The following is an 18,812-nucleotide window of genomic DNA, read 5'->3' as shown; positions in this document are numbered from 1 at the left end:
AAGAGGTCATTAGCTGTGAGTATTATTCTAGCACTGAGTATTAACCCTTATAACTCGTTCAGTATATCCAGTGCGCGGTATAGCATGACTGCTGCTTCAGCACGCGTTGAATTTGCTTTCGAATCGAATTTACTACCTGCTGTGTGACAGGTTTTAAATCGACCATTTTCAAATCCCCTTTGTTTAGGTGAATCTACTATTTTTGGCCGTATGACTTGAATTTCTCCGCCATATGAGCCATTTCGTTATCGTCTAGAATGACTGGTTCCCCCACGGCTTTTGCTTTCAAATACACTTCGCAGCAAAATTCGATTTCTTCTGCGATGGCGAATGCGGTAGCAATATTGTTCCCTCCTGCCAATAGCCCGTGATTAGCCAGCAAGACAGCTTGTCGATCCTTCATCCCTTCGAAGGCATTGGTCGCTAGTTCTGATGTACCGAAACTCGCATACTCCGCACAGCGTACATCTTTTCCTGCATAAGCAACCAAATAGGATACTGCTGGCAAATTCCATCTTAGTGATGCAAGCACGGTGGCGTGCATGGAATGCGTATGGACGATTGCATATATGTCTGTACGTTGTTGATAGAAAATCGCATGCATCGGGAATTCGCTTGATGGCTTTTTATCGCCAGAGATGACTTTCCCTTGCAGATTACATACCACTACATCTTCAGCTGTCATAATGTCGTAATCGATGCCGCTCGGACTAATAATCATATGGCCGGATTCACGGTCGAAGATGGAAATATTGCCTCCCGTCCCTTTGGTTAGGCCTCGTGTTCTCAACAACTTACAATATTCGACAATTTCATTGCGTTCTTTCATAAACATAGGTTGTTCCTCCATTCATGGTGTATATCTACTATGTTTAGTTAAATAGTTTTTTCAGGTTTTCTTCGTAAGGTGCACGAACAATTCCTTTTTCAGTGACGATGGCCGTGATGTGTTCGTGTGGTGTGACGTCAAATGCGGGGTTGTACACATTAACATCTGCCGGTGCCGTCAGTCTTCCAAACCCTTCGATGACTTCGGATTTATGTCTTTCCTCAATCGGAATTTGCGTGCCCGTTGGTGTATTTAGGTCAATGGTTGGTGTTGGTGCAGCCACGTAAAACGGAATGTTGTAGTGTTTTGCTAAAATGGACACTCCAAGCGTACCGATTTTATTGGCCGTATCACCGTTTGCAGCTACTCGGTCGCAACCGACGATAACAGCTTGTACTTTGCCTTGTGACATAACCATAGCGGCCATATTATCTGTAATGACCGTTACATCGATTCCTGCTCTGCTCAGTTCCAGTGCCGTCAATGTAGATCCTTGTAGACGCGGACGTGTTTCATCTGCATACACTTTGAAATCCCAGCCTTTTTCTTTTGCAAGATACATGGGTGCCGTAGCTGTTCCGTATTTCGATGTCGCAAGAGCGCCTGCGTTACAATGAGTCAGGATTCCCATTCCGTCAGCTAGTAACGTTAATAGGTTTTCGCCGATGGTGCGGTTGATTTCTTCGTCTTCTTTATGAATGGCTTTTGCTTCCGCTAATAAAGCTTCTTTGTAAGTAGCGTCCGGCGCTTTGACTGCTGTCATGCGGTCAAGTGCCCAGAACAAGTTGACTGCAGTCGGTCTGGACGTAGCCAAATACTCTGCGCTTTTCTGCACTACTTCCACCAAATCGGTTTCGGAATTGCGAACAGCCAAGTAAACGCCGTATGCTGCGGCAACGCCAATCGCTGGGGCACCGCGGACTTTCATCGTGACGATGGCATCCCAGACGCTTTCTACAGTCGTGAATTCTTCATAGACAATGTCATTCGGAAGCTTGGTTTGGTCAAGCAAGACGAGTGCATCGTTTTTCCATTCTATCGGGTTCAGTGCTTCAGTCATTTGTTTTCCTCCTGTAGTGCGTTTTGTAGCGCTGTTAAGTATTGGCCGCCTGTTTGGAATTCTGACTGGTTAAGGATTAGTTCCACTGCGACACGCAAGCAGAGTCTTTCTGCTTTCAGACGGTTTTCGATCGGTTCGATGGTGGTGATATCTTTCACTTTCGCTAAGCCCACGATGCGACGAGCTAGTTCAAGTCCAGCCATGCCTGCCGTATCTTTCAGGATATTTTGGAAGTAATGTTCTTTGAAATCTGCGTTTTTAGCGACGAGTTCCGTTGCGTGGTCGTCCCAAGCAGTGCGGAATTTCTTGTCGAATAAGTCCATTACGTCGAATAATGTATTTTCAACCCACTCAGTGAATTCTTTGTTTTGGTATGCACGACCGCGAGCGAATGCAAAAATCAGGTTGGCCATGACGTTACCGATATCGTAGCCCATAGGTCCGAAGAATGCGAACTCGGGATCGATGACTTTTGTGTCGTTCTGGTCGATGAAAATCGAGCCCGTATGTAAGTCCCCATGAATGAGTGATTGACTGTTGTTCATAAACTGGAACTTCAATTTCGCTACTTCCAAGTGAAGCGCTTCGTTTTCGTAAAGGTGCATCTGGACAAATTGTTCATTCCCCGGTGTCACTTCGTTACGGCTAAAGTTGTTGTGGAATGGCTCCGTGAACACGAGGTCTTCCGAAATTTCACAAAGCTCTGGATTCGTGAATTTTGCGACCAGTTCTTTCTTATCTTTATGGTTCAGGACAACGTCACTTGTGCGCAGCAATGTGTTCACGAGGAAGTCGGTGATATGTTCCGCGAAATGAGGGAACGTCTCGAAATTTGTCAGCGCTGTGCGCATGATTGTCAGATGCGACAAGTCCTCCATGACGCAGCAGCTCATCGTTTCATCCAACAGATAAATTTCGGGAACCAGTCCCGGTGCCAGCGTATGTTGCAGTTGAAGTGCTTCGGTCTCGATTTTGTTACGGCTAGTCGACAGGACGAATTCGTCTGAAATGCGTGCAGTCGTGCCCGCTTGTTTGACGATGACCGATTCTTTCGTTTCCTCGTTGAAGACGCGGTACACATAGTTCAAGTTGCCGTCACCAATTTCTTTGCAAGTAATCTGTTGTGCATTTTGGAATGACTCTATTTTGGCTTTCACATATTGAATGACGTCATCGGTATTCATCAGGAAGTATTGTTCAAAAGTATGCATAGGTGTTTGCATCTGCAACCGCTCCTTTGAAAATAGGTTTTTTTCTATCATAGCAAATTTCTTGTGAGAGTATTCTAGTTAATGAGAATTTGGTTGTATTTTCCCAACGGCCGGTGGGGGTTATGGCGATTTCGAGTGGGGTTATTACTAATTCGCTCTGCGTTATAGCGAATTCGGACAAATTTATAGCGGGTTGGCGGGGATATCTCGATTTCACAGGTGGATATCGAGAATTGGATGATGGATTCTTGATTTCGTAAGTGGATATCTCCATTTCATGGACATATATCTATAATTCATGTCTGTTTATCTAAAATTCACCTTTTACGTACAATTATGCACAAAACCCTTTCTCCTATTTAAAGAGAAAGGGTTTTGTAGCTAGTTCGGTTATTTTTTTTGTTTTGAAACTTTGATTGTTTGGGTTGCTTCATGGCCAACCAAGTCCACTACTTTCAACTCGAACGTGTTGTTGCCTTTTACCAATGGAAGTTCCACATCAACTGTTTGGCTGTAGCCGTTCATTGCATATGGTTCTGAAATTGGTTTGTAGAATACTTCACTGTCGTTTACATAAAGACGGATTTCATCGAAGTTGTCGCCGACTTTTACTTGGATGATCGGGTTAGCTTCGTTCGATTTTACCGTTTTAGGTACTTTTATCGCTGCTACTGTTGGTTTTGTCGTGTCCACGAAAATGCGGCGTGTGATGCCCATATCATTTCCGAACTCGTCGATTGCTTCCACATTGACTTGTTGCACACCGTCAGCCAGTGTAAGCGTGTGTGTAAAGTTTTTGCCGTCAAATGATGTCGGCGTTTGCCCATTTACTTTCAATGAAGCGATGTTGGAATCGTCTTCAACAGAACCTGCTACCACTACTTGTGATGTTTTATGGTGGCTGAAGAAATCAGGTGTGTTGATGAAGATTACTGGCTCAGTTGTTTCAGGCTCGTTCGGTGCTGACGTATCGTCATCAGACCCGCCGTCACCAGGTGTTGTTCCTGGTTCTTCGCCTGGTTTTTCCACGTCTTCTTTATAATCAGCACTTGTTGTTTTGATTGCAAAGGTTTGTTCTTTTACGTTCCCAGCAATATCCCAAACTTTAAGTGTGACTTTGTCGCCTTTTTTCACATTTTTCACTTCATATTCTTTTGCAAGTTCAGCAAGTTCTTCACGTTCAACACCGTTTACATATACTTCTACTCGATCAAGACCAATTCCAGCATCTTGGAGTGTGTTTGTCGAAATGATGTTTTTCTTTTGGTCGAATTTATATTTAGCTTCAGGTGCTTTCGTATCCACATAAATCGGGAACTCAACAGACTGCCATTCTGCACCCTCGAAATCAATTACACCACGCACTTGAATGAAGTACTGGCCATCCGCAGCGAGTTTGCCATTGATCATACCGTCCCATGCGTTAGCTGAATTTAACTTGTACGCAGGGTTTTTAGCTGAATCAATATAGTTTTTCGTCATGTTCGTTTCCGTACGGATTGTGCGAACTTTTTTACCGTTGGCATCCAATACGTTGACTTCCAGGTTTTTCGCATTGCGTATCAACGAGTAAACTGGAGTGGCTGAATCGATGTTACCATCGCCATTTGGAGAGAATGCAAATTTCGAAGGATCGAAGTTCTCACCTAATGATGGTCCTTTAATATAGTTCCCTTCTTCATCCACCAAACCTTGGTAGCCCCAGTAAGTAGATGATTCCCAAGCACTGCCGTCAAAAATTGATGCATCATCCCATGAACCGTTGAAGCCAAAGAACGGAACTGTCAAAGGTACATTTCCTGATGTTTCTTCGTTTGAATCTTCAAGTGTAACGAAACCGTCAATGAAGAATCCGTTTACGAATGTTTCGAAACCTGCCGTGTCTTTTAACAATGAAGCATCGACAGATACTTGGATTTCTGCTTCGCCATTTGCAGCGATTTCTACAGTTTTAGGGGCTTGAACATCCACTAAATCCGTCACGATATTTGAACCTGCAACGTTCGGTACAACTACGTCATATCCAGATTTTTTTAATGCATAGTCAGTTTGAAGCTGAACATCAAGATTGAAGTTTTTCGCTTCATCTGAGAAGTTTTTCGCCTTCAATGTGAATTTGAATTTGCCATCTTTGATTTCCTTCAAGGCTACTTTCGCTTCGCCTGTTGCTTTGTTTGTTACCATTACATCTGTTTCCAAAGCGTTTGCAAGCTGCATGATGCCAGCCCCTTGACGACGTGGTGATACATATTCTTTCATACCATCGTATTCAGCAAAAACTACTGGTTTAGCTGTGTTCATCATCAAGTTTTTCGCAAACTGCACGCGCTCCGAACCAGTTAGTCCGAACTCTTCATTCACTCGTTCCATCACTAACGCAGTACCGCCCGCTACGTGTGGAGCTGCCATTGACGTACCGCTCATCAAACCGTAAGAATCATTGTTTAAGGTCGAGAAGATATTTCCACCGGGAGCCGTGATTTCCGGTTTGAAGTCCAAGTTTGGTGTAGGACCCCAAGACGTGAATGAACTCATTTTGCCTGCAGTTGGACTTGGTGCATCGATATATTTTCCGTCAAACCCGACATTTACGACTTGCCCTGCGTCAAGACTAGCTTTCATTGCCAGTCCATCTGCTTGAAGTGTGGACATGAAAGGAATCTTGATGGCTGGATCAGATGCCATATTGATGGTACCTGCAGCGTTATTGTAAACGATGATTCCTTCAGCGCCCGCAGCTTGTGCATTCACTCCTTTTTCAACGAATGAAATTCCTCCGCGAGATACAAGTGCGAATTTGCCTTTTAAGTCTTTACCAGAGAAATCGGCAACTGTACCAAAACCTGCAAATTCGATTTCATATTGATCTTCCGGTAGGTCGTTCGGATCTTGGTCATTTGCAAGTAGGAATAATGAACGTCCTGCTTCCGCTCCATTAACTTCATATTTGAAACTAGAAGCTGTGATCATGTTATTTTCAAATGATGCTACACCAAATGAATCTTCAGAAACAGAAGGTGAACCAGTCAAACCGTAATCCTGGTTATTCGCCATTGGGTAGAATGTACCTGACCCAAACATATCCGAATTCCCAGCAGAAATTGCTACCAACAAACCGTTGTCTTGTGCGCGGGACACTGCTTGCTGTTCAGGACTTGTGTTATCGACATAACCTGCTGTCGAACCAAGTGACATGTTAATGACGTCTGCTCCAAGTTTAATTGCATCGTCCATCGCTTTTACGTAAATGTCTCCAAACGTTGATGGGTATAATGGATCGTTCCCGAACACTTTAAGTGCTAATAATTGAGCCTCCGGAGCTACCCCTTTAATTCCACCGTTTTCTTCGTCACCGTTTGCGCCAACTGTTCCTGAAACGTGCATACCGTGCATGGATGCATCCGGACCTAAATCACGGATTTCCTGGTTGCCGTCCATGTAGTTATAGCCATAAGGAACTTTATCTGTGAAGTATTTACCTGGCTCGATTTCTCCACCAGCTAACAATCCATTTACTTCATCTGCCGTAATGTCTTCATCCGTTTCTGTAGAAAGAACCATGTCGCGGTGGCTTGGATCGATACCTGTATCGATGACACCCACGACCATGCCTTCACCTTTGAACGAATATTTTTCCCATGCAAGTTGAGCTTGAACCAATTCTTTGGAATGAACCATATTCGGTTCTTCGCTTGGTCTTGTATATTCGTTCGTTTCATAGATGGCTTTTACGCCTTCCGTTTGTGCGATGCCCGCAACGTCGCCAGCTTCTACTTCAGCAGAGAAACCATTGAAGACTGCATTGAACTCTTCTTTAAACTGAACATTTTTGGCTTTATCTTTTACTTTATCTTTTACTTTCTTTTGATCTGCTTTGATTGCTGCTTCTACATTTTTTCGTTCCGACTTCGTAAGGTCTTTATAGAGCTTGCCTTTCTTTGTAGCAGTTTCAATTGCCGGTGCTTTTTCAAGTTCCACGATAATGCGAACTTTTTCGCTCGGGTTCTGAGGAACCGCTAAACGTTCTGGTATTTTCAACGCTGGTTTTTGCAAGTTAAGCGTCGGAATTTGTTTTGCTAATTGTGTCGCTGCTGTTGGAGCCGGCGCACCGAAAGATGCAGTGCTAAGTGCTAATGTGGTTGCAAGTGCAATAAACATACTTTTCTTTTTCATACTCAATCTAGTTTCCTCCCTAATTGTGTTTCTTCTATTTCTGACAAATATTTCAGAAACGTGACAATCTTGTCGAATTAATTAACAATTTGAAATTTAACATATATTAAGAACCTTGAAAACCTTATTTTATTTACCATAATTACTAAAATGATTACATTTTTTGTAATTTATAGTTTTTTAGATATATAGTTACTCATCCTTGAAACTTTAGTAGGTTATATGAATCTGTTAACTTTATTCAAGAGTAGGTCTTTTGGTTTTACGAATAACAATTTAGATAATTCTTTTTACTCATTTTTATTGATTGGTGGGGATTCTATATTTTTGAAGATGATGCGGGAATGTTGATTTACCAAGGGTAGAGTGGGGTTCCTTATTTTTTACTATTAGAAACAATCACTGAAAACTAGATTAGTATTCACGAATTCAATGATTGTTATAGCCAATTCATGAGTAGGTATAGCGAATTTGCGTGGATATCTAGCATTCATAATGAGATATCTCGATTTCATATTTGGATATCTGCATTTCGACAGTAGTTATCTGTAATTTGCCACTACTTATCTAAAATTCATCTTTTACGCACAATTCCCTTAGATCTGTATTTGGTGGCTGACGGCTGGCGCCTGCCACTTTTCTGTTAGTACCTCAAGGTGTCACTAACAGAAAAATTGCCAGTTGGGTGGTCAACTGGCAACACTAATATCGCATTTATTGTGATATCTGGAATTCGTGAGTGAATATCAAGATTTCAATGGAGGATATCTCGTTTTCGTGAATGGATATCTTTGTGTCGATAGTCGTTATCTATAATTCGTGACTACTTATCTAAAATTCATCTTTTACGCACAATTCCCTCAGATCTGTATTTGGTGACTGACGGCTTGCGCCTGCCACTTTTCTGTTAGTACCTCAAGGTGTCACTAACAGAAAAATTGCCAGTTGGGTGGTCAACTGGCAACACTAATATCGCATTTATTGTGATATCTGGAATTCGTGAGTGAATATCAAGAATTCAATGGAAGATATCTCGATTTCGTGGATGGATATCTTTGTGTCGATAGTCGTTATCTGGAATTCGCGACTACTCATCTAAAATTCATCTTTTACGCACAATTCCCTCAGATCTGTATTTGGTGGCTGAAGGCTGACGCCTGCCACTTTTCTGTTAGTACTTCAAGGTGTCACTAACAGAAAAATTGCCAGTTGGGGTGGTCAACTGGCACCACTAATATCGCATTTATTGTGATATCTGGAATTCGTGAGTGGATATCGAGAATTCAATGGAAGATATCTCGATTTCGTGGATGGATATCTTTGTGTCGACAGTTGTTATCTGTAATTCGCGACTACTTATCTAAAATTCATCTTTTACGCACAATTCATTCAGACCTGTATTTGGCGGCTGACGGCTTGCGCCTGCCACTATTCTGTTAGTACTTCAAGGTGTCACTAACAGAAAAATTGCCAGTTGGGTGGTCAACTGGCAACACTAATATCGCATTTATTGTGATATCTGGAATTCGTGAGTGGATATCAAGATTTCAATGGAAGATATCTCGATTTCGTGGATGGATATCTTTGTGTCGACAGTTGTTATCTGTAATTCGCGACTACTTATCTAAAATTCATCTTTTACGCACAATTCATTCGCAAACAAAAATGACCTCTTCCATCGCTGGGAGAGGTCATTTCTCTATCGTACTAAGTATTTAAGGTAGTTTTTCCATCCGAATGCTTTTACTGATTCCCATGAAGGTGAATCCATTGGCATTGGGTAGAAGATAGCTGGTGCATATCGGTAGTCGTTGATTTGTGGTTCGTATACAACGACTGACCCAGCTTTAAGTCCTTCGCTGATAATTGAGCGTGTTTTCAAGTCAAACGCGATGGGGACCGGTGTTTTTACTGCGTAGCCGTATTTATTAACGACATGTGCACTTGCTGACCCATCGAAGCGATTGTCTAACCAAGCGGTCTGAACAGAGACAGCTTTTTGTGCTTCGTTTATTAGCACCATAGCGTTCGTCTTGTTACCGAAAGGCAAGTCTGTGATTGGTTCTTTCGGTTGAATACGAACTTCATAGTATGCCAGCGGGTTCTTATGGTCTTTTGGATCGAGCGCTTTATAGGCAGTCAGAAATTCGGAGTCTTTAGCAGGAACTTGGGAAACTTCTGTTACCGTTCCTTCTATTGATCGATCGATTCCATCCGCTTGTAGGCGAACACGGTCGTTGACTTTCACGTCCTGCCATTGTTCATCTGTTGCATACGTAACAATGATTTTTTCGATGCTGTAAATTTCGATTGCCAAGCGATCATTGTTGTCTCGAATCGCGGATACTACGCCTTCTACCGGACTAAGGATGGCAGTCGCTCCTTCTTGAGCAAGCTGTGCATCGACGACTTGCAATTGCTGATTGACTTCAGATAGTTTTTGTTCCGCTTCAGCAATCGCTTGTGCGAAAGCACCATCTTGAGAAACGTCCACGCCGACATCAACATTTATACCAATATTAACCTTTTTATCATCGGTGTTTTCAGTGACGTTGTCTGTCGCGTTTTCTGTCGAATTACTTGAACTCTGCGCGGTCGCGCGGTCAGATTGTAAGGACTTTATTGTTGCGTTGGTTTCAGTCACTTGACGTTCAAGTGCTTCCTTTTCCGATTCCCATACTTCACGTTGCTCGTCAGCCGTTGATGTGTTAAGCGTAGCGAGTTCGTCTCCTGCTTTGACTACAGCACCTTCTTTGACCAACCAGTCTTGAATCGTATCTTCACTTTCCACATATACCGTTGTCGTGTCAAGCGGTGCAACAAGTGATTCTTTCGGTAAGGATTGTACAAAGTCCCCTGTTGCGAGACGTTCGTATTCATTTACGTACACATCTTTAGAAATTACGCTTTTTTCGCTGAACAAGAGAATCGCGTTGGCTGCAATGAACGTAGAAACTGCAATGGATATACCAATCGTTAACCATTTATTCATTTGACGGCACCTCCTTCAACAAAACGTCCGTACCATTCTTCGAGTGGAAGAATGCCAGCTGCCGAAGTAATGAGTGCCATACCGATATGTATTCCAATAATAATCAGTAAAATCATGCGCGGGTTCATATCCGTGAATGCACGGATGAATCGAACCTGTAATGCAATGATAAGGGCAGTAAAGATGGATAATTGATTAAAGAAAAATACCAGGAATGGATGATCGAACACCGTTGCTGCCAGTGGACCGAATGAAAACAGGGACACCGGAGTGGTTGCACCGGTCATCAGAAAGATGATAAACAGTAATGCTTTTTCAAGTAGCAGGATTCCTACCACATACAGTTGCAACACGGCCAGTTTAGGTAAATCAATGCCCGTGATGCGGTTCAATAGAAATGCAATGCCGAAAAAGTGAAAGGCCATATAAAGAACTGCCCATAGAATGATTCCGACAAGTGAGACAAGACGTGCCAGTGTATACAAGTCATTGCCACCAAATGCGTATACGGATGTAAGGTGCTGTGTGTTCATTCCCCACAGTTCTTGTGTAACAAATAAGAGTAATCCGAACAGACCAACCATCCATACGCGTTTTTTAAAATCGCGCATCGTGGCAGAATCGAGATTATCTATTAATTCTTGCTGGTTTGCTAGATATCGCCAAAATCGAAAGTCAAATATCATATTTTCAAAAATCCTTCCCGTAACTATCAGTAGCTATTAATCTTCCTTTACTTTACCAAAATTCGACATCAATTGTAACGTACGAAGGGTACAGATAAAGAAAAATTGGTGAAAAAGTTGTGGAGTTTGGAAAGAGATTCATAGGTTTATGCAGTTTTCCAGAAAATTTGTCATATGATTGTCATTTTTAGTTATTTTTGGAAACTACGAACAATATTTGCGCAACGTTAAAAGTGCGAGTACCCAAATTTGCTCACACTTTTAACGTCAATTTGATTAAAGATTTAGGCCCCCGCCTAAACAGGTCGACTGGTCATACAGCCCGAAAGCTTAAGTGCATGCGGTGTAGGAATGAGGTGAGATTTCCGCAACGCTATGTATACAATCATTCGTCCTCTATCTCCCCTTCCCCAAAAGGTTCAATAGCTTCATTTAAGTGTAAATGGCTATTGTCAAGATGGAAACCTTTGCCCCCAAATTTGAATTTTGCCCACCTACTAACCTTACAAAAATAAATTTTGTCTTCGAAAAGCGTCTCAAAATTGAATTTTATAAATTGAAAATCTGAAATTCACATGAAATTGAATAAATTTTCCCAACAAAACCTAAACTTTATATAACCTATCAAAGGAAAATTTCTACATATATTAACTTTATCGTATTTCCTGCGATACGTTTGGACAGGCAAGGCGCCATGCCGCTTCCATTAAATCAATTAGCAGAGAAAAAAGTAGAGAGGATGTGGTAGATGTGAAATTTAATAAAATTCTTGAATTAACTGCTGTCGATATATTGTTCGGCGTCATCGGCTCGAGTGTATCTGTCATAATATTGTATATGTTGACTTCAATTTAGGAGCGTGATGTATGTACAGGTACTACTAGAACCCTTCCCCGATCGTGTTATATTCGGAGAAGGGTTTTTAATTTTGCTTTTTAACAGTAGCGCAGCGAAAACCAATTTGCCCACTATCACTTCGTTTTCGGGGTTTTTCTTGTAGGAAATACTGGGTGGACTGGAATAAACATTGGTCGAAGAGGAATAAACGGGTTGTCAAACGGAATAAAGTGCACTCGCGAAGGAACAAACATATCATGAGAATGAAGAAATCAACACGAAAGGGAGTAAACATGAATCCCTAAAAAACCACATAAAAACACCTCCCTCATTTCATAGGCAGGTGTTTCTAACTTTTATTGATTTCCATGGTTATCCTCCAACGGTTAATGTGTCAATCGATCAAATAGACTTTGATCTCGCATTTGAAGTGCGTAGTCAATCATCCGGCTGCGATTTGCTTGCTCGAGTAACGAAATAAATTCGTTTGCCTCTTTTTTTACATCGCTGGCTGGTTCTCTGTCTTCCGGCTCGCCATGTTGTAATATGGTTTGCAAATGCATATGAATATCAGACACTAACAACAATTGATAGAGTGGTAAGCGGATGAAGCGATTGCCTTTTTGAAAGACGAAGACTTCGGATAAGTTTTCGACTTGGTACGTATTCATATTGACGATAATTTCTTTTCCTTCCACAGGAATGAAGTGAAATAGTTCGTCATCTTTTTTAATTGAGAAATATTGATAGGCAAATACCAGTTTCATCTTCTGGCCTTCCAATTTCGAATAAAATGGCTTCATAAGTTGTACGTGTAACATTGTGTTCCCCTCCTTTTTTATCAAAATATTCTGATTACTACTAGTGTATCACAATCCCGTATGTTTCGTGCATGACAAATCCGAAAAAAATGCTACCAGTATTAGGTAGCATCGACGTCTTTATTCCTTCTTTTTCTGTATGTGAAAAAAGCGATCGATTGCTTGTGATACTGAATAAAGAACCCGAGAAGTATGTTTTGGATGTTTGAAACGACTTCCGTTCCAAGGTGGTTTTCATTGTATGTAAATGAGCATTTATTGTTCAAAAAATCAATGTGCAAATCTTCAATTTCAAATGAATCAAAAGTCAGGCGTTCGATGAATGCCTTTCCAATTTTATTGGATACAATAATTGCAGCTTTCCGCTCCCCGTTTGGCGTAACGTAGAGAAAGTATTCTTGGTCTCTTTGTTTACATTTGGTACTCTTCAACCTTGGCAATACGATTTCATATGTTGGGCAAATGAGTCAACAACCTTTCCTGCTTTAATTTATCTTGAATTTGGTTCTTTTTTATTTAAATGGGATAATATATATTTAACGTTACTAAATATTCAGTTTTCAATAAAATGAATATTTCCATTATGAAACCACGTTTCAAAAATAGGATATCTACAACCAAAGGAGTTAAAATTGTCTACACTACCTGCAACTAAGGTGGTGTTGATTTTGCATGAACTTATTACAGAGTCACGAATTCTAGCTCAATTAACTCAAAAAGAAGCTGCAAAACTACTGAATATTTCAGCCAGCACGTTATCGCGTTATGAAACGAATCCACAGAGCATTTCTCTACCTGAATTTCGAGCGATGTGTGAACTCTATGGAATCCCAAGAGATATAAGCACGAGGTCATCTATCATTCATCCACAATTTCTCGTAAAAAATTGAGTGTAAAAGAATCGGTGGACGATTATGGTGATGAATCTTTGAACCCTGTCTACCATACATATAAAGCCGATCCTACTTTTTTTCAACTATTCCAGGAGTTTTATAGGAAACTAACTCCTGAAAAAGAAAAATTCAAAGAATTTTTGAAAGCCTATCTGCATTTAAAATCTTAAATCTTTCCTTTCACTTACGGTTTTCCGCGAAAAGCCGTATAATGAAAGGAAAGATTTTTTTTGGAGATGTTGTTGTTGAGCCATTCTTTATTTAATATTGCCGTACGCTACCAATCCCATATCCAACAATGGATGGAGACGATTTCGGAAGATTTGCATCCCTCCCTTCAAGAGGATGAGGAGCTTGTCCGACGTGCTTCGTTTTCAGTTCGTAACGGAGCGGTACGTGCGCTTTCATATGATCCGTACGAACATTTACTCGAAGCAAAAGTGCAAGATGTGAGTCCTTGCATTGTGACGCTTCATTTAGTCGACGAACAAGTTACGTGTTCTTGTCCAGAAAAACGTCTATGTCGTCATTGCTTAGCCGTTTTATTCAGTTTATATATGCAGAAGTTTTCTTTATCCGAGTGGCTCCAGGAATGGCGCTTGAAGAAGTCGGAGCAACTTTCGTTACTTGCCAATGAACGTACACCGGAAAGCTGGAACGCAATCGTTCAATCGACGTTCAATGCTGTTTCTGGTGATTGGTCTTGGAAAGAGCGATACTTTATCGACAACTCGATTATTCAAATGAAACAGAAATTGAAGAAGTTCATGCCTTTTGAACGTGAATGGCAACCTCTTTACGATGTCTATACCAAAACTATGCTGCTTCGTTTGTTGTTTGATGTCAGCGAAGATATGAATGAAAACATGTTCCGCGCTACCATCCAGACTGATATTGAAGATATCCAGCATCAGCTGCTGAATCTCTCGAGCAAACCACGTTTGTTCTCAGCTGATCCTTTTTATGATGCACTTGTGCTGCATGTTCGTCATATCGTTTATGAGTTGGAAACGATGGCTGATCTTCGTTTTAATTTGTTTCACGCATATTGGGTCATACTGTTAACGGAAAAAGGTCGTCGTGAACAAGAGTTTGCTTATTTACAGGAAAACAAAAGTCTAAATAACGACCTGTTTCGGGCTTTATTTTGCTTATTGCTAAAAAAACCGGATGAATTGAAACTCATTACGGACCGTATTCACCCAAGTGATATGCCAGAATGGATGCATTTGGCGAAACTTGCAAAAGAGCAGGAAGATCTGCCGTCGCTGACGATTATATTGCATGCGATGCGTCCACATATTTTTGATTATGTGAACAGTCATCTGTCTGCATGGAACCGTTCCGTGTTCGTTTCGAAATTATATGCGTTGTATAAATTCATCGAAATGCCGGATGCTGAACGTGAGCAGCTGTTCTGGCAATTTGGTTCATTTGGCGTCCGTGCCTATTCCGATTTCCTGATTGATCAACACCGATATAAAGATTGGGTGGCTCTGCATCACCGATTCGGGTCAACGCTCGATTATGCGGAATCATGTGGTATGAAGACTGTCCTCCAGGAAGCACCTGAAACAGTGTTGCCGCTTTATCATGTACTTGCACTGACCGAAGTGCGAGAGCGCAATCGCCATAACTATAAACAAGCCGTTCGCATTTGGAAAAAAATGAAATCGGCTGCGAAGAAAAGTGGCAAAACCGAATATTGGAACAGCTACGTAAGCGAACTTCAAGCGAAATATCGTCGATTGCGCGCTCTCCAAGAAGAGATACAGAAAGGAAACTTGCCTTTATGACTTCCCGTGTATCGCCCTTTATGAAAAATTTAATACTGTCATTCGATCAAATGGATGATGGATTTACAACCGTGCATGCCTACAATGATGAAGGCATGCGTTTATTTACGGAACAATGGATATCTTTTATCTCATTCCAACATGAACCCTCTTTTTACGGCTTGAATCATGATGAAGAAACTCGGTTTTCTTCACTTGAATTAGTGGAACTGTTCTCACCCATCGTTAAACACCCTTACGTGCACGTTAGTGGCTATGCACAGGAAGACGAGTTGACGATATCAACCATTCAACAAGCTGCAAACTTATGGAGTGCGCCAACTCTTTGGAATGATATTGAGTTTGAAGAAGGCTCACTAGTACTGACAACTGAAGAAGTCCCACCTGCTGCAAAAGTGATGCTTACTTCTGCCATTCAGCAGAAACTGTATGGCGCAGGGTTGACGTTATCGGATATTCCTACGTTACTTCCCTTTTTCAAACAAGGCGGTTGGCCTCTGCAAGCTCAAAGCGGACATTCTGATATCATTGTGGCACTGCGGCTTAGTGAGCCTGAATCCTTCTCGGATGAATGGCTATTGGAAACAGTGGTTCGCGGCAAGAAAAGTTCCGTTCACTGGACTCCCGCTTTTCGGAAGAAAGATTCTTCAATCGCTAATGCGCTACCTGATAAATGGAAAGTTCATGCTCCTTATGTGTATGAAACGCAATCCAATATGCTGGAATTAATGAATATGGAATCGGATGCGGATCGGTTTTTATCTAGTTCATTAAGTGATTTGGACGTCCGCCATTTCTTGCGTGACGATGCAGCACGCCTGCAAGCTCTTGGTTTTGAAGTGATTTTGCCAGGTTGGTTAAAAGCGGTGAAAGAATCCAAACTGCGCGTCAAGTCGAATGCCAAGACCGCTTCGTTTAAAACAACAGCCGGTCTGAATGAAATTTTAACTTTTGATTGGCACTTCTCGTTAAATGGTCAAGCGATTACTGAAGATCAATTCAAACAAATGGTTGAAGAAAATCGTGAGTACATACGTGCCGGTAACGAATGGTTCCGCATCGATTCACACTGGATGCATGAAATCCGCCAGTTGATGGAACAAACGGAAGCTGAAGACTGGACCGTGAAAGAATTATTGTTCCGTGAACTGCCTGAAGCACTCGTACTAGATGAAGATAATTTGGAAGAAGAGGACGATCCTTTATTCCAGTTCGAACTGAATCAATCCCTTCAAAAGTATTTGGAGCAGCTACAGGATAAGAAAGGTCTGCCTACTACGACTGTTTCCCCTCATTTGTTGACGGAACTGCGTCCTTATCAGCAACAGGGCTTTGACTGGCTTGTGTTTATGCGTGAACAAGGATTCGGCGTATGTTTAGCGGATGATATGGGTCTCGGAAAAACAGTACAGCTGATTACGTACTTGCTCCATGTACATCGCACAAATCAAACGGATAAGCCATCGTTTATCATTTGCCCTACTTCCGTTTTAGGAAACTGGCAAAAAGAGCTGGCACGATTTGCGCCTGATTTAGACGTCCATGTGCATTACGGGCAAACACGTTCCAAAGATGAATCTCTGGCTACTGAACTCATTTCCATGAAACCGGATGTCGTATTGACGACTTTTGGTACGGCTTCTCAGGATGCTGAAGCGTTAAGTGAAATCGAATGGGCCAGTGTGACTCTGGATGAAGCTCAGAACATCAAAAACATGCACACGAAGCAAAGTCGTGCGATTCGTAAGTTACGCGGTGAACATCATTTGGCATTGACAGGAACACCAGTTGAAAATCGTTTGTCTGAGTTATGGGCCATTTTCGATTTCATTTATAAAGGCTATTTAGGTAGCTTCCGTAAGTTCCAGGATAACTTTATTGCACCCATAGAACGCGATGAGTCGGAAAATCATAAACAAAAACTTCGAAACAAAATCCGTCCTTTCTTGTTGAGACGTACGAAGCAGGATCCAGACTTGCTGTTGAACCTGCCGGACAAACAAGAACAGCGTGAGTATTGCCCATTGACGACGGAGCAAGCAGCACTCTATGAAAGCTTGATTCAGGAGACGCTGTTCAAACTCGAAACATTGACCGGCTTTGAGAAAAAAGGACTTATTTTAAAAATGTTGAGCAAGCTGAAGCAATTGTGTAATCACCCAGCCCTTTATCTGAAGGAGGGGTTTGGTGAAGCGGAGTATATGATGGAGCGTTCTGAAAAACTGGCGCGCATCGTCACTTTGGCAGCAGAAATTGCCGCTCGTGGTGAGCAATGTCTCATTTTCACCCAGTACATTGGAATGGGTCATCTGCTGCAGCATTGCTTAAGCGAGCTGCACGGCATCGATCCGCCCTTCTTAACTGGCAGTATGCCAAAAGCACAGCGTGACCGTCTGGTTGAAGCCTTCCAGGAAAAAGAATTCCCTGTGTTTATTTTGTCACTGAAAGCTGGCGGAACGGGACTTAACTTAACTGCTGCCAATCATGTATTGCATGCCGATCGTTGGTGGAATCCAGCGGTTGAAAATCAAGCAACTGACCGTGCCTACCGCATTGGTCAAACGCGTTTTGTCCATGTGCATAAATTCGTGACAATTGGTACGATTGAAGAGAAAATCGACAAATTGCTAGCTGATAAACAAGCGTTGTCGGAAGACTTGATCCAATCCAGCCAGTGGATTACTGAACTAGCGGATGATGATTTAAAAGAACTTCTTACATTAGGTTAACGTTTATATGGATGCCTGCCGGATTCCCGGCAGGCATTTTATTTTTTAAAAATTAGACTCGGCTCCCTTTCCGCGTACGAACTTGCTAGCCTCCTCGGGCCAACAGGATGTTTGCTAATAAACGGTGGATGCGCCTGTTCCATTTGCAACGTCGTAGTAGGTATATCATGACCTGCTGCGCTTTTCTATATGTCTAGTTCCGCAGGTCAGTCCGTACCTCCATTTCACTGTCTCATTCGAAAACAGGTTTTCGAGTCGCCTACTTCTGCGGTTACTCGTCGCAAAGGGAACCTTAGTTTCAACGTCGGAGTCGGTCTATCTTGGCCAGCTACACTTTTCTTATGTCCAGCTTCAAGCACCAGCTCACACCTAAGCTTGGGCCCACAGGATGTGGGTCATGAAGGCGTTCGGACACGATGTCCGGATCTTAGCCTCCCCTCCCAAATTCATGCGAAAGCGTGCTTTCGCTTCTTGCCTTCCAGCGGCTGTGTTGAGCAAGAGTGGTGCTTTCCGCTTTTCTATGTACAAGACCGACCGTGCTTCACGCGGCCGGTTTCCTCTCTTGCCAATCTAGTAAAATCTTATTTGCCCACTACGCGTAATGCGGGTTCGGTTAATTTGTGTTCGAGCACTTGAATTCGCTCATTCAAATTCGCAATCATACGAATTAGTTGTTCCATATGTAGTTCCATTCGAATGAGATGATCAGATGATGAAGCTTTCATTGGGTGAATTCCTTTCTCTTGGATTGAGAAATCTTGTGTACTAACCAACGGTGCGGTCTA

The 18,812-nt window shown here is 42.1% G+C and carries 12 protein-coding genes; 4 read left to right on the top strand and 8 right to left on the bottom strand.

Going from position 1 to position 18,812, the window contains the following annotated elements; genetic code table 11:
* The first annotated feature begins 15 nt into the window (after nt 1-15).
* Nucleotides 16-147, top strand: a complete 132-nt coding sequence (locus AC1DSK_RS01705) for a hypothetical protein (RefSeq protein WP_477546318.1) — start codon at nt 16-18, stop codon at nt 145-147.
* 49 nt (nt 148-196) lie between these two features.
* On the opposite strand, the gene AC1DSK_RS01700 is transcribed toward AC1DSK_RS01705, so the two are convergent.
* The 7 genes from AC1DSK_RS01700 to AC1DSK_RS01670 all read right to left on the bottom strand — a co-directional run bounded on the left by AC1DSK_RS01700 (nt 197) and on the right by AC1DSK_RS01670 (nt 12,609).
* Nucleotides 197-835 (bottom strand): L-fuculose-phosphate aldolase, encoded by a 639-nt coding sequence (locus tag AC1DSK_RS01700; protein ID WP_477546317.1) that lies wholly within the window; start codon nt 833-835, stop codon nt 197-199.
* Nucleotides 836-872: 37 nt separating this feature from the next.
* The gene (gene mtnA / locus AC1DSK_RS01695; protein ID WP_477546316.1) at nt 873-1,889 is read right to left on the bottom strand and encodes an S-methyl-5-thioribose-1-phosphate isomerase; all 1,017 of its coding nucleotides are present in this window, start codon (nt 1,887-1,889) and stop codon (nt 873-875) included.
* Complete coding sequence (mtnK, locus tag AC1DSK_RS01690) at nt 1,886-3,100, bottom strand: S-methyl-5-thioribose kinase (RefSeq protein ID WP_477546464.1); 1,215 nt, start codon at nt 3,098-3,100, stop codon at nt 1,886-1,888. Before mtnK ends, mtnA begins: the two co-directional genes overlap by 4 nt.
* Before the next feature lie 390 nt (nt 3,101-3,490).
* Nucleotides 3,491-7,279 (bottom strand): S8 family serine peptidase, encoded by a 3,789-nt coding sequence (locus tag AC1DSK_RS01685; RefSeq protein ID WP_477546315.1) that lies wholly within the window; start codon nt 7,277-7,279, stop codon nt 3,491-3,493.
* Between the two features lie 1,693 nt (nt 7,280-8,972).
* The gene (locus tag AC1DSK_RS01680; protein ID WP_477546314.1) at nt 8,973-10,265 is read right to left on the bottom strand and encodes an efflux RND transporter periplasmic adaptor subunit; all 1,293 of its coding nucleotides are present in this window, start codon (nt 10,263-10,265) and stop codon (nt 8,973-8,975) included.
* Entirely contained in the window at nt 10,262-10,951 is a 690-nt protein-coding gene (locus AC1DSK_RS01675) for a hypothetical protein (RefSeq protein WP_477598010.1), read from the bottom strand. Before AC1DSK_RS01675 ends, AC1DSK_RS01680 begins: the two co-directional genes overlap by 4 nt.
* Nucleotides 10,952-12,174: 1,223 nt before the next feature.
* The gene (locus AC1DSK_RS01670) at nt 12,175-12,609 is read right to left on the bottom strand and encodes a hypothetical protein (RefSeq protein ID WP_016428233.1); all 435 of its coding nucleotides are present in this window, start codon (nt 12,607-12,609) and stop codon (nt 12,175-12,177) included.
* A gap of 632 nt (nt 12,610-13,241) precedes the next feature.
* On the opposite strand from AC1DSK_RS01670, the gene AC1DSK_RS01665 reads away from it, so the two are divergent.
* The 3 genes from AC1DSK_RS01665 (at nt 13,242) to AC1DSK_RS01655 (ending at nt 18,027) form a co-directional block, all read left to right on the top strand.
* Nucleotides 13,242-13,499, top strand: a complete 258-nt coding sequence (locus AC1DSK_RS01665) for a helix-turn-helix domain-containing protein (protein WP_477546311.1) — start codon at nt 13,242-13,244, stop codon at nt 13,497-13,499.
* A 248-nt stretch (nt 13,500-13,747) separates the two neighbouring features.
* Nucleotides 13,748-15,298, top strand: coding sequence for an SWIM zinc finger family protein (locus AC1DSK_RS01660; RefSeq protein ID WP_477546310.1), 1,551 nt, complete (start codon nt 13,748-13,750; stop codon nt 15,296-15,298).
* Entirely contained in the window at nt 15,295-18,027 is a 2,733-nt protein-coding gene (locus AC1DSK_RS01655; protein ID WP_477546463.1) for a DEAD/DEAH box helicase, read from the top strand. The genes AC1DSK_RS01660 and AC1DSK_RS01655 overlap by 4 nt, the downstream gene beginning before the upstream one ends.
* A 581-nt stretch (nt 18,028-18,608) precedes the next feature.
* Here AC1DSK_RS01655 and AC1DSK_RS01650 read toward each other — a convergent pair.
* Nucleotides 18,609-18,752: a hypothetical protein gene (locus AC1DSK_RS01650; RefSeq protein WP_016428237.1), complete on the bottom strand. Its 144-nt coding sequence runs from the start codon at nt 18,750-18,752 to the stop codon at nt 18,609-18,611.
* Nucleotides 18,753-18,812: the final 60 nt, after the last annotated feature.

The organism is Paenisporosarcina sp. P4_B8 (genome assembly GCF_056402175.1).
The sequence above is the reverse complement of the archived record's forward strand: the minus strand, read 5'-3'. Positions and strand labels throughout refer to the sequence as shown.

Bases quoted from the DNA above. Each gene is read 5' to 3' on its own strand.
- AC1DSK_RS01680 (WP_477546314.1), bottom strand. From the start codon at position 10,265: ATGAATAAATGGTTAACGATTGGTATATCCATTGCAGTTTCTACGTTC.
- AC1DSK_RS01675 (WP_477598010.1), bottom strand. From the start codon at position 10,951: ATGATATTTGACTTTCGATTTTGGCGATATCTAGCAAACCAGCAAGAA.
- mtnK (WP_477546464.1), bottom strand. From the start codon at position 3,100: ATGCATACTTTTGAACAATACTTCCTGATGAATACCGATGACGTCATT.
- AC1DSK_RS01700 (WP_477546317.1), bottom strand. From the start codon at position 835: ATGTTTATGAAAGAACGCAATGAAATTGTCGAATATTGTAAGTTGTTG.
- AC1DSK_RS01655 (WP_477546463.1), top strand. From the start codon at position 15,295: ATGACTTCCCGTGTATCGCCCTTTATGAAAAATTTAATACTGTCATTC.
- AC1DSK_RS01650 (WP_016428237.1), bottom strand. From the start codon at position 18,752: ATGAAAGCTTCATCATCTGATCATCTCATTCGAATGGAACTACATATG.
- mtnA (WP_477546316.1), bottom strand. From the start codon at position 1,889: ATGACTGAAGCACTGAACCCGATAGAATGGAAAAACGATGCACTCGTC.
- AC1DSK_RS01670 (WP_016428233.1), bottom strand. From the start codon at position 12,609: ATGTTACACGTACAACTTATGAAGCCATTTTATTCGAAATTGGAAGGC.